The organism is Streptomyces sp. NPDC002206, assembly GCF_053593595.1.
Genome location: NZ_JBSFCW010000005.1, coordinates 266,314 through 277,761 on the forward strand (window position 1 = coordinate 266,314; position 11,448 = coordinate 277,761).

11 protein-coding genes and 1 tRNA gene are annotated in these 11,448 nt (G+C 68.9%); 7 read left to right on the plus strand and 5 right to left on the minus strand.

Features of this window, described 5'->3' with window-relative positions; all coding sequences use genetic code 11:
- Positions 1-82: 82 nt before the first annotated feature.
- Positions 83-1,963 (plus strand): vWA domain-containing protein, encoded by a 1,881-nt coding sequence (locus ACWCP8_RS13445; protein WP_451116077.1) that lies wholly within the window; start codon positions 83-85, stop codon positions 1,961-1,963.
- A complete protein-coding gene (locus ACWCP8_RS13450; RefSeq protein WP_451115987.1) occupies positions 1,963-3,315 on the plus strand; it encodes a hypothetical protein in 1,353 nt (450 codons plus the stop codon). Before ACWCP8_RS13445 ends, ACWCP8_RS13450 begins: the two co-directional genes overlap by 1 nt.
- Before the next feature lie 53 nt (positions 3,316-3,368).
- Here the strand turns inward: ACWCP8_RS13450 and ACWCP8_RS13455 are convergent, their stop codons facing one another.
- Together ACWCP8_RS13455 and ACWCP8_RS13460 are read right to left on the minus strand one after the other, a co-directional pair.
- Positions 3,369-4,751, minus strand: a complete 1,383-nt coding sequence (locus tag ACWCP8_RS13455) for a serine/threonine protein kinase (protein WP_352263938.1) — start codon at positions 4,749-4,751, stop codon at positions 3,369-3,371.
- Between the two features lie 81 nt (positions 4,752-4,832).
- Positions 4,833-5,381, minus strand: a complete 549-nt coding sequence (locus ACWCP8_RS13460) for a helix-turn-helix domain-containing protein (protein ID WP_030930454.1) — start codon at positions 5,379-5,381, stop codon at positions 4,833-4,835.
- 170 nt (positions 5,382-5,551) lie between these two features.
- On the opposite strand from ACWCP8_RS13460, the gene ACWCP8_RS13465 reads away from it, so the two are divergent.
- Positions 5,552-5,624, plus strand: a tRNA-Ala gene (locus ACWCP8_RS13465).
- A 175-nt stretch (positions 5,625-5,799) separates the two neighbouring features.
- Here the strand turns inward: ACWCP8_RS13465 and ACWCP8_RS13470 are convergent.
- Both ACWCP8_RS13470 and ACWCP8_RS13475 read right to left on the minus strand, forming a co-directional pair.
- Positions 5,800-6,327 (minus strand): glycoside hydrolase family 16 protein, encoded by a 528-nt coding sequence (locus ACWCP8_RS13470; RefSeq protein ID WP_451115989.1) that lies wholly within the window; start codon positions 6,325-6,327, stop codon positions 5,800-5,802.
- Positions 6,328-6,553: 226 nt separating this feature from the next.
- The gene (locus ACWCP8_RS13475; RefSeq protein ID WP_352264257.1) at positions 6,554-7,279 is read right to left on the minus strand and encodes a DUF5324 family protein; all 726 of its coding nucleotides are present in this window, start codon (positions 7,277-7,279) and stop codon (positions 6,554-6,556) included.
- Positions 7,280-7,655: 376 nt separating this feature from the next.
- Here ACWCP8_RS13475 and ACWCP8_RS13480 point away from each other — a divergent pair, with 376 nt between their 5' ends.
- The gene (locus tag ACWCP8_RS13480; protein ID WP_030972436.1) at positions 7,656-8,183 is read left to right on the plus strand and encodes a peptidylprolyl isomerase; all 528 of its coding nucleotides are present in this window, start codon (positions 7,656-7,658) and stop codon (positions 8,181-8,183) included.
- A 153-nt stretch (positions 8,184-8,336) separates the two neighbouring features.
- Positions 8,337-9,230, plus strand: a complete 894-nt coding sequence (locus tag ACWCP8_RS13485) for a rhomboid family intramembrane serine protease (protein ID WP_352263934.1) — start codon at positions 8,337-8,339, stop codon at positions 9,228-9,230.
- Positions 9,231-9,531: 301 nt separating this feature from the next.
- Here the strand turns inward: ACWCP8_RS13485 and crgA are convergent, their stop codons facing one another.
- The gene (gene crgA / locus ACWCP8_RS13490) at positions 9,532-9,786 is read right to left on the minus strand and encodes a cell division protein CrgA (protein WP_267004060.1); all 255 of its coding nucleotides are present in this window, start codon (positions 9,784-9,786) and stop codon (positions 9,532-9,534) included.
- A 136-nt stretch (positions 9,787-9,922) separates the two neighbouring features.
- On the opposite strand from crgA, the gene ACWCP8_RS13495 reads away from it, so the two are divergent.
- Together ACWCP8_RS13495 and ACWCP8_RS13500 are read left to right on the plus strand one after the other, a co-directional pair.
- On the plus strand, positions 9,923-10,690 hold the full coding sequence (locus tag ACWCP8_RS13495) for a DUF881 domain-containing protein (RefSeq protein WP_451115992.1): 768 nt from the start codon (positions 9,923-9,925) through the stop codon (positions 10,688-10,690).
- Positions 10,691-10,716: 26 nt separating this feature from the next.
- A complete protein-coding gene (locus tag ACWCP8_RS13500; RefSeq protein ID WP_352263929.1) occupies positions 10,717-11,448 on the plus strand; it encodes a class E sortase in 732 nt (243 codons plus the stop codon).

The window sequence follows — 11,448 nt, forward strand, 5'->3', positions numbered from 1 at the left end:
GGGGGCACGGGTGAGGGGACTCAATCACCGCTGGACTGCAACAGCAGTGGGGGCATGGGCCGGCGGGGCGCTGCTCGCCCTGATGGCAGGAGCGCTGCCGGCCGCGGCGGCAGGATCCGGAGCCAACGGCGCCCATGGGGCAGCTGCCGCGCCGGGCACGGCCGCCCCGGACAACAGCAGCCTTGTCATGGTGCTCGACTCCTCCGGATCCATGGCGAACGACGACGGCACCGGCCGGACCCGGATGGAGACCGCACGTAATGCCGTGGGCACGGTCGTGGACGGTCTTCCCGACCGCCATCCGACCGGGCTGCGGGTGTACGGCGCCGATCGCCCCCAGGGATGCACGGACACCCGGCTCTTACGGCCGGTGCAACCGCTCGACCGCATCGCAGTGAAGCAGGCCGTGGCGGGCGTGCGGCCCAAGGGCGACACGCCCATCGGTCTGTCCCTGCAGAAGGCCGCGGAGGATCTTCCCGGGCCCGTCGACGGCGCCATGGGGACGCGCACGATCCTGCTGATCTCCGACGGTGAGGACAACTGCGGCACGCCGCAGCCCTGCGAGGTGGCCGAGCAGCTCGGCAAAGGCGGCGCCGGGCTGCGGATCGACACCGTCGGCTTCCAGGTGAAGGGCAAGGCTCGCGAGCAGCTCGAATGCATCGCGGAGGCGGGCAACGGCCGCTACTACGACGCGCCGGACGCCAAGTCGCTGGCCAGGCAGTTGCAGCGGGCATCGCAACTCTCCGCGGACGGCTACCGGTTCCGCGGCAAGCGGGTCGAGGGTGCCGCGACCGGCGACCGGGCACCTTTGCTCGTACCCGGGCAGTATCTGGACGCCATCGGCCCGGGCGAGAAGCGGTACTACGCGGTCGATCTGGACGCGGTGTCCACGGCGGACTTCTCGGCGACGGCTGTGCCGCAGCCCGGGGCGGCTGTCGACACCTTCGACGCACTGCGCACCAGCATTGCGTCCGGCACCGACAGTTCCTGTGTGACGAACACCGAGCGCTTCCATCAGAAGGAGGGTGCGGCCCCGCTGACCTCGGCGGTAGCCCGCATCCCCGCCCCGGAGGGAAGCCGCGTCTGCGACAGGGCGGGCCGCTACTGGCTGGTGGTGGAGCGGGAGAGCAAGAAGGGCTCCGATGCCGCGCGTTGGCCGCTGGAGCTCGTCCACGGGGCGGAGGCGCCGCTGAAGAAGGGGGTCGTGCCCGCCGCCTCGGAGCCGGAGTACGGCGTGGGCGGCAAGAGCGCCGCGCTGCCTTCCGGCGACCCCCGTGATGTGCGGGGAGGCACCGGATTCAACGATGCCAAGGAGCTCGGCCGGGGCGTGTGGCGCGACCGGATCCTGCCGTCGCAGACGCTCTGGTACAAGGTGCCGGCCGGCTGGGGCCAGCAGGTGCACTACGACGTCGAGTTCGCCAACGAGCCGACCGTGGAGCAGGCCCCCTCGTACTCGTACGGGGCGACGCAGCTGTTCACACCAGCCCGCTTCCCGGTCGGCGGTGGCGGCGAGTTCACCTCGACGACCATGTACAACGGCCGTCCGGCCGCAATCAGGATGGGGTCGGTTCCGGTCGCCTGGACCAACCGTTACGAGTACCGCTCCACGGTCCAGCCGGTGCACACCAGGGGCGAGTTCTACATTTCCGTGACGCTGGGTGCGCGGGCCGCTGAGATCGCCGAGAACCCGCAGATCGGCGTGGTGCTTCGGGTATCGGTGCTCGGCGACGAGCGGGCCGGACCGGAGCACGGTGCGGCCGTCCTCGGGAAGAAGACGGACAACGGGGCGGACAAGAGGGGCAATTCGACTGCGACCGCAGACAGCGATGGTACGGGCGGGGCAGGATGGACCGGCATCGCGGCCGCTGCCGGGGCGGGCGCCGTGGTGGTTGTGATCGCGGGGCTCGTGTTCGTGCGCAGCCGCCGCAGGGTGGCTACCCAGACGACGAGGGGAAGCGCGTGATGAGGCAGCGCAACAGGGGCCGGGCGACGCTGGCCGCGGTCGCGGCGATGTGCGCGGTGGCGGCGCTGCCGGGGCAGGCGTACGCGGCCGGGGAGCCTGCTCCGTACACCTTCGACCCCGAGGCCAGGACGGTCCGGGGCGCGGAGGTCAGCACCGACGCGTCGGCACTGACCCCCGGATCCGTGTACAAGAGTTCGATCAAGCCGGGCGAGAAGCTCTACTACCGCCTTGACCTCGATGCCGACACCAATGCGTATGTCTCGGCGGTGGCGGTGCCCAAGCTCGGCGGCCAGGTCGCGTACGGGGACGGCATCACGGTCAGCATCAGGGACAGCACGGACCTGCAGTGCAGCTCGGAGGATGCCAGGTTCGAGTCGGCGGAGTTCCCCCGCCCGATCGCCGCGTACGCCTACCGGGTCCCGGAGAAGGACCACACCACCTGCAATGAGGCCGGTACGTACAACGTGCTGGTCGAGCGGAAGGACAAGGAGACCTCGACTCCGGAGGAGTGGGACCTGGAGCTCCGCTACGAGTCGGAGCCGAAGCTGAAGAAGAGCGGGTCGGTACCCACCGAGGCGCCGGCGAACTGGCCGTCGGCGTCGCCGTCACCGCCCACCCAGGCCGCGCAGGAGCGGCCGGGCGGCACCAGTTATTACGACGCCACCAGCCTGGAGACCGGCGAGTGGGACGACAGCATCGAGCCGGGGCAGACCCGCTTCTACCAGGTGCCGGTGGACTGGGGACAGCAGATCTTCGCCACCGTCGATCTCGGCAACAGCGTCGACGGCTCGGACGAATACGTCGGCAGCGCGCTCGCGCTGTCGCTGGACAATCCGGCGCACGGCCATGTCGACGAGGCCTCGCCGCTGTCGTACTCCGGCAGGCCGGCCTCCGTGTCACTGGCTCCGCTGCCCCCGGTGGCGTACGAGAACCGGTTCGCCTCCAGCGCCGATGCCAGCGCCATGCGGTTCGCGGGCTGGTACTACCTTTCGGTGACGCTGAGCCCGGAGGTCGAGAAGGCTTACGGCAAGAAGGCGATCCCGATGACCCTCAAGGTGAAGGTCGAGAACTCCGCGGGTCCGTCGCCGTACGAGGGTTCCGCCGGGGTCTTCGGTGTCACACAGGACGACAAGGACATGGCCAGGAGCGGGCAGAGCGCCCCGGAGGCCGCCAAGAGCGACACGATGAAGGTGGTTGCCGGCGCCGGGATCGGCGCGGGCGCCGTGCTCGTGCTCGTGCTCGGGGCGTGGACGCTGCTCGCGCGGCGACGCGCGGCGACCGTCACGGGCGGGCCGGCGGCCGTGGGGACGGCCGAGCAGCCGCCGTACGGAGGACCGCCGCAGGCCTGGTGATTCCGGGCGCGGGCCCGGCAGTCCGGAGCCGTCAGCGGCTGAGGCCGGCGAACTCAGGTCTGAGTCAGCGCCCAGATGCCCACGGCGAAACAGATCAGCGCCACCAGCAGGACCGGGACTGCCACCTTCGGGGGCGGCCCCGGACGCTTCTGAGGAACATGCGCGGGAACTCCCACTGTGGGATGGGGAACCTGCGGCTGCTGAGCGGTGTAAGCACGAGTGAGCGCTTGTTCGTGCTGCACCGCGGCTGTCGGGGCCTGGGAGGGATCCGGTGCGGCGGCAGGGAAGGGGGAACCTGCATGTGCCGGGAGCGGATGGGGGAAAGGGGCCGGCTGCACCGGCTGGGCCTGTGGCTGGGGGGTGGGTGGCTGCTGCGGAGGCGGGGCGAGGTGGAAGCTGCCCGTCTCCGACATCGGGGAGGGCGACGGGGTGTGCGGCTGCTGCACGGACGGCTGTCCGGGCTGCTGTCCGGACAGGTGGGCGTCCTGCTGGAGTTCCTGGTCCGTGGGTGTGATCTGCGCGGCATGCGCGGGTTGGGCGGGAGTCCGGGGGGCCGCGAGGGGGCCTGCGGGACCGAATCCGGCGGGCAGCGGGCCGATCTGGTCGAAGACCTCCACCGGTTCGTCGTCGACGCCGGGCTCCGGCAGCATCTCGACGGCGGCGGTCAGGGCCTTCCGCGCGCCCGTGGCTGTCCGGAACCGGGCCTGGGGATCCGGCTGGAGCAGGCCTGCGAGGACCTGCCACAGCGGTTCCGGGATGCCTTGCGGGGCGCTGGGCGTGCCGTGCGACGCGAAATGCTCGACGAGAGCCCTGGAGTCGGGCTTCTGACCCTGCAACAGATACAGCGCGACGAGGCCGACGGCGAAGAGGTCCGCGGGGAAGTCGGGCTCCGCACCCATCATCTGCTCGGGCGCGAAGTAACCCGGGGTTCCCACCACATAGTTGGTCTCGGTGAGGCGCGGCTCGCCCTTGCGCATGGAGATACCGAAGTCGGAGAGCCGCAGATGCGGCCGGCCGGTGCCGGTAGCCTCCATCAGGATGTTGGCGGGCTTGATGTCGCGGTGCACGACCCCCTCCGCGTGCACCGTCGACAGCCCGGACAACAGCTGGTCCAGCAGCGTGCAGACGAAGCGCGGGGGCAGTGGGCCGTAGTCGCCGATGACATGTGCCAGCGAGCCGCCGCTGACCAGATCCATGGTGAACAGGACCTTGTCGTCGTCCGCGGCCCAACTGGCCGGGGCGAGTACATGCGGATGCTCGATCCGCAGTGCCTGCTCGCGGACGAAGCGCAGCAGCGTGTGCGCGTCGCTCTGCTGGAGCACCTTGGCCGCCACGTACCGGCGGCGCCGGTGGTCCCAGGCACGCCAGACGGCGCCGACGCCACCACGTCCGATCGGATCGATCAGCTCGTACCGACCCGCGAAGACCTCACCCATTGCGCTGCGCCCGCTCCCAGTTCCTGTTTCGGCTCGTGCCCGGCTCTCGGGGGTAGTGCCCTAGGACTTGTCGGACAGGCCCTAGCCCTGGTGTCCCTCGTAGTGCGCGACAGCGTCCGCGGTGCGCCCGGCCCCGTACACCTTGAGGAACTCTGCCAGCTCCGGGTGGGTCGGGGCGAGGGAGTCGGCGGCATCGATGATGTCCCCGGCGGCCGCGACCGACCGCAGCAGCGACTGGATCTCGCGGACCACGCGCCGGACGGTGGGCGCCCCGCCGGTGGTCGAGGTCTGACCGGTGCCGGTGAGGACGGAGCCGCCCTGGGACTTCTTGATCTCTTCCATGCGGTCGGTGGCCTCCCCAGCGCTGACGCTGCCGTCGGCGACATGGCCGGCCAGTTCCTGCAGGGCCTGGACACGCTGGACGACCGCCGGGTTGCCGATCTTCGCCCGCTGGCCGCTCATCAGCTGGGAGAGCATGGGGGCGGACAGCCCGAGTACGGCGGCGAGCCGGGCCTGATTCAGGCCGAGATCATCGATCAGCCGACGGAAGAGCGCCCCCAGTGGCTCTCCGTACCAACTGCGCTGAAGCTCCCTGGCTCTTGCCGTTGCCTCTTGCTGAGCTGCGTCCATTGCGTCTCCCCTTCGCTGCGGCTTCGCTGCTGCGAACCTCGACGAGCATCTTACGGAGAGGGGTTGCCGACCGGGAGCCCCAATCTTTTTGGAAGATTCAGGGGGTCACCCGGTACTCTGGTCTGCGGCGGTGACCGAGACGCTGATGCGTCCGGTGCTGTCCACTTTTCGGGGCCTTAGCTCAGTTGGTAGAGCGCTGCCTTTGCAAGGCAGATGTCAGGAGTTCGAATCTCCTAGGCTCCACATCTGTAGAGACCCCCCTGGCCTGTGGAAACGCAGGTCAGGGGAGTCTCTGTGTTTATGGCGTCAGCACCGTGTCAGTGTGCGGGTCCGCTGTACCGCCGCCGTTTGGCATCCATCGGGAAGCCGGATGAAAGTGAGTCCGCGGCAGCGGCTGACGAGGACCGCACGAGGCCGGCTACGGGAGTCCGGCGTCGGCCTCCACATCGCTCCTTCCGGCGCTCGCCTGCAGCCAGACCGCGGCGAGATGGCCGCCGGTGGCGTACGGCGTGTGGACGCGGGCTTCGAGGGTGCCATGGGTGTAGTCGAATTTGCCCTGGCTGTCGACACGGCCGCCCGCGTACTGCTTGTCCGCGAGCTTGGTGAGGTCGATCGCCAGGTTTCCGCCGTTGTCGGTGATGACGCGGACACTGCCGGGTTTGTACCACCAGCGGTTCCCGTCGGTACGGGACGACTCGGTGCGCTCCTGGTCCCGGGCGGTCCACTTCGAGGTGTCCAGGGCGGTTCCGGTGAATTCGTCGCTGAACACCAGGGCCTGGGCCGCCCGGGGCCCGACGCCGAGCGGCTGGACTCCGGCGGGGGTGGCGGGGTCGACGAGGGGTGGTGATTCCTCGGCACCGGCCGGGGCGGTGGCGAGGACCGCGCACGCAGCCGGTGCCGCGCACGTTACGGCGAGGCGGCGGAGTGCGGTGCGCGGCTGGACCACGGGCTTCTCCTGACACAGACGCCATGCATGGATTGCGATGCACGCGACAAGATCTGCCAGGACGCGCCGGTCCGGAAGGCATGCAGGCGGAACTCGGCACAGAAGTCCAACAGCGGAAGCGGAAAGTCCACTCTTCTCTTCTGTCGGTGGCTCTCCATGGAAAACGCAACGGACGCCGGGAAAACCTCAGGGTTTTCCCGGCGCCCGTTCTGTTGGGCCGGTTGGCTCAGCGGCCGTCGTCGAGGTCGGTTCCGTCCACCTCGTCCGTCCCGTCGGGGCCGGTGTCGTCCTGCTTGGCACGGACCTCGGGGTCGAGGACCGTCGGGCCGCTGCCGTCGACCGAGGTCAGCGGCGCGCGGTCGGAGACCTCCGTGGGGGCGGGGGGTTCGACCAGCCAGTCCGGGTTGGCCTGCTTGTCCCACCACCGCCATGCGGCATAGGCGCCTGCCGCCACCAGGGAGACCACGGCGAAGCCCTTCAGCGCGCGGCCCGCCTTGGCCCGCCTTCTGTTCCTTCTGGCCAGTTGCTGGATCTCCTTCGGAGTGACCTGCCCGCGCAGGGCGGCCAGGGCCGCGATGCTGCGGGACGTGGCCTCCTCGGCGACGGGCTGGGCGGCGGCCACCGCGGACCCGACGCGGGGCACGGTGTACTCCGCGGCGTACCTGGTGGCCTGGCGGGTGCGGAGCGCGGCGCGCTGCGCGGCCTCGTCGACCTTGGGCGGCACATGAGAGCGGGCCAGTTCGATATGTGGTGCGAGATATGCGTCGTACTGGACGCGGGCCTGTTGGGCTGCTTTCGACGCCTTCGGCGCGAGCCGCGTACGGGCCTCGTGCGCATAGCGTGCGGCCTGGTCCTTGGCCGTTTCGGCGTAGGGCGCCACCACTTCCGCGGCGTGCTGCACGCTCTCCTTCGCCGAGTCGGTTGCGGCGCGCACGCTGTCGATGCGGGTCACGGGATCCTCCTCCTTGGTGGCGGGTAGGTACTCCGCCTTTCCACCCATTTCGAGATCATGCCTGCCGGTGGCCCAAGTGGCATGTGGGGCGGGCATCCGGGTCATGAGTGACGGTTGTGAGGGACGGTCGTGAGAGACGTCCTCGGACAATGCGGTGCAAGGGGAGCTTGCCGACGACAATGCCACGGTTCAGCTCAGTACGCGCCGGTTCGTCACGCGCTTGGCCTCATTTGTTCCTGCGGGAAGCGGCAGGCGAGCGGCGTGAAATCAGGCAAGAAGGTGAGGGATGTCCGTTCGCGGGTGGCGGTCGGGCGCCGTGAGGGATGGTCCGTGCGAGGATCGGTGGACGTCAGCGAAGACTTACGGAAGGCAGATCGTGGCCGAGCAGCTTTACGCCACCTTGAAGACCAACCAAGGCGACATCGAGATCCGGCTTCTGCCGAACCACGCGCCCAAGACGGTCAAGAACTTCGTCGAGCTCGCCACGGGCGAGCGCGAGTGGACCCACCCCGCGACCGGCAAGAAGTCCAAGGACCGGCTGTACGACGGCACCGTCTTCCACCGTGTCATCAGCGGCTTCATGATCCAGGGCGGCGACCCGCTGGGCAACGGCACCGGTGGCCCGGGGTACGAGTTCGGTGACGAGTTCCACCCGGACCTCAGCTTCAACAAGCCGTACCTGCTGGCCATGGCCAACGCCGGCCCGGGCACCAACGGCTCGCAGTTCTTCGTCACCGTCTCGCCCACCGCGTGGCTGACCGGCAAGCACACCATCTTCGGTGAGGTGACGGACGAGGCCAGCAAGAAGGTCGTGGACGCCATCGCCGGCACCCAGACCAACGCCCGCACCGACCGTCCGGTGCAGGACGTGGTGATCGAGTCGGTCGTCGTCGAGACCCGATGATCTCCGGTGGTCACCGGATGATCACTCTCTGATTCCTCTGACGGGAACCAACCGCCCTGCTTGTCCGTACTGCTTACATAGCGGATGAGCAGGGCGGCTTTGTGCGCGCTGCCGCTCACGAGATACCGAGGGGACCAGGAAGTGATGGGACCGATGGACGAGCAGCCGCCCGGGACCCGGGACCAGTCCGCCGCCGACGGCCCGCTCGGCTGCTACCGCCATCCGGGCCGTGAGACAGGGATCCGCTGCACCCGCTGCGACCGCCCGATCTGCACCGAGTGCATGGTCAGCGCCTCGGTCGGCTTCCAGTGTCCCGACTGCGTCCGCCAGGGATCCGGCACAGGGCACGGACCGGCGGCCAATCAGCCGCGCACCCTCGCCGGCGGCACTGTCGCGGCCGACCCCCGGCTGGTCACCAAGATCCTGCTCGCTCTCAATGTCGCCCTGTTCATCGTGGTGCACGTGAAGGGGTCGCTGCTCCAGGACCTGACGCTCTTCGGCCGGGCCAACCTCTACTACGGCGGCCCGCCGGAGGGTGTTGCGGAGGGCCAGTGGTACCGGCTGGTGACGTCGATGTTCCTGCACCAGGAGGTGTGGCACATCGCGTTCAACATGCTGGGACTGTGGTGGCTCGGCGGCCCCCTGGAGGCAGCGCTCGGGCGCGCCCGCTACCTCGCGCTCTATCTGCTCTCCGGCCTGGCGGGCAGCGCCCTCACCTACTGGCTCGCCGCACCGAATCAGCCCTCGCTCGGTGCCTCCGGCGCCATCTTCGGTCTGCTGGGCGCCACCGCCGTGCTCATGCGCCGCCTGAACTACGACATGCGGCCGGTCCTCGTGCTCCTCGCGCTGAACCTGCTCTTCACCTTCACCTGGGGTGGGATCGCCTGGCAGGCGCATGTCGGCGGTCTGGTCGCGGGCACGGTGATCGCCATCGCCATGGTGCATGCACCGCGCGGGCGGCGTGCGCTGGTGCAGTACGGCACCTGTGCGCTGGTCCTGGCGGCGGTGATCCTCATCGTGGTCGCCAGAACGGCCGCACTGACCTGATCACAGGGGTGATCGCAGACCGGCCGAGGTCGCCCTTCGTGCAGTTGTCCACAGGTGGTGGGCGATCTTGTGCATTCTGTGGGTACAACTGTGCCCCTTGTCCCTGAGCTGGACTTTTCCAGCCCGGACAAGGGGCGTGCCACCCCTCGATGAGGGAGGCGGCAGTCACACCGGCGTCAACATCCAAGGAGTTATCCACAGATCGTCCGACCTTTTCCCCCACCTGTGGATAACGCTGTGGGTAACTCAGGGCAAGGGTTGCAATACCGGGGTCAGCTGTGGTTCCAGGTACGAGGTGGAGCTACTTCCACTGTGTGGAGACGCCGAAGCCGCCGGCGATGAAGCCGAAGCCGACGACGATGTTCCAGTTCCCGAGCGCATTGATCGGCAGATCGCCGTCGGTCACATAGAAAACGACGATCCAGGCCAGACCGATCAGGAAGAACGCCAGCATCACCGGCGCCACCCAACTGCGGTTGGTCAGCTTTATGTTGGTTGCCTGCTTCGCCGGAGGCGGCGTGAAGTCGGCCTTCTTGCGGATACGTGACTTCGGCACGAGGAACTCTCCTGTCGATGCGCTGCGTGACCGCGCAGGGAACTATGGCTGGCGCCGGGGCGCGAGGGGGAATGCTGCCTCCCCCGGGCGTCCGTTAGCGTAGTGCTTCCGTGGCGCCGAAGGAGATAAGGGTACGTTGAGTAATTCTGCCGACTCTCCCCAAGGGCCGGTCCGGCGCCCCTTCAGGCACCCGGTCCGGGTGCTCACCGCTGCCGTCTTCGCCCTCGCCGGACTGATCTTCGTCACCAGCGCCAACACGGCCAAGGGCACCAACATCCGCACCGACTCCTCGCTGCTGAAGCTCTCCGACCTGATCCAGCAGCGCAACGGGAAGAACGCGGCGCTCAACGACTCCAACGCATCCCTGCGCGACGACATCGACTCCCTCGCGCAGCGCGACGACGGCCGCACGAAGGCGGAAGACGCCAGACTCAAGGCGCTGGAGCGGGAGGCAGGCACCACGAAGCTCTCCGGCCGAGCCGTCGCCGTCACCCTCGACGACGCCCCGCCGGACGCCACCGCGAAGCCCGGCTACCCCGATCCACAACCCAATGACCTGGTCATTCACCAGCAGGATCTGCAGGCGGTCGTCAATGCTCTCTGGCAGGGCGGCGCCCGCGGTATCCGGGTCATGGACCAGCGACTGATCTCCACCAGTGCCGTGCGCTGCGTCGGCAACACCCTGATCCTGCAGGGCCGGGTCTACTCACCCCCGTACAAGATCACCGCAGTCGGCAACCCGGACAGCCTCAAGAAGGCCCTCGACAACTCCCCGGCGATCCAGAACTACCTGCTGTACGTGAAGGCGTACGGGCTGGGCTGGAAAGTCGACGAGCGTGAGGCGGTGACTCTTCCCGGCTACTCGGGCACAGTGGATCTCCACTATGCGAAGCCGGTGAAGTAGCGAGCGGTTCCGGGGGAGGCCGACCGGTGTCGGTGCGACTGATCGTCAGGACGTTCAGCGAACTGTGCATCACCGTTGGCGCCCTGATCATCCTCTTTGTGGTGTACGTGCTGTTCTGGACCGGAGTGAAGGCCGCCGGCGCGACCGAGGGGCAGATCGACGGCCTTCAGGACCGGTGGGCTCGCGGGGCCGTGTCCGCGCCCGCGCCGACCGTGCCGCCCTCGTCCTCGCCCACCGCCAATGCGCCCACTTCCACCGCGCCCGCGCCGCCCGCACCCGCCGCATACCCGGACGGGAGGGCGTTCGCGATGCTGTACATCCCCCGCCTCGGCAAGGGCTGGGAGTGGCCCATCCTGGAGAACACCAAGGTCAGAACGTTGCAGAAGGGCCTCGGTCACTACCGGGGAACCGCCTCCCTCGGCGCGACAGGCAACTTTGCCGTGGCCGGACACCGACGCACGTACGGGGATCCCTTCAAAGATTTCCCGAAACTGCGCCCCGGCGACGCGGTGATCGTGACGGACGGCACCACATGGTTCACGTACCGGATCGACAAGGAGCCCTACCGGACCGTGCCGAGCGACACCGGTGTGATCGACCCCGTCCCCCACAAGTCCGGCTTCGACGGCCCCGGACGCTATCTGACGCTGACCACCTGCGATCCCGAATGGGGCAGCAGCCACCGGCTGATCGCCTGGGCGCATCTCGACGCGACCCAGCCTGTGACCGACGGCAGACCCGCAGCTTTCCACAGCTGA

Coding starts and splice junctions, on each gene's coding strand:
- ACWCP8_RS13445 (WP_451116077.1), top strand. CDS start 83: ATGGCAGGAGCGCTGCCGGCCGCGGCGGCAGGATCCGGAGCCAACGGC.
- ACWCP8_RS13455 (WP_352263938.1), bottom strand. CDS start 4,751: ATGGGTGAGGTCTTCGCGGGTCGGTACGAGCTGATCGATCCGATCGGA.
- ACWCP8_RS13485 (WP_352263934.1), top strand. CDS start 8,337: ATGGACGAGCAGCCGCCCGGGACCCGGGACCAGTCCGCCGCCGACGGC.
- ACWCP8_RS13450 (WP_451115987.1), top strand. CDS start 1,963: ATGAGGCAGCGCAACAGGGGCCGGGCGACGCTGGCCGCGGTCGCGGCG.
- ACWCP8_RS13460 (WP_030930454.1), bottom strand. CDS start 5,381: ATGGACGCAGCTCAGCAAGAGGCAACGGCAAGAGCCAGGGAGCTTCAG.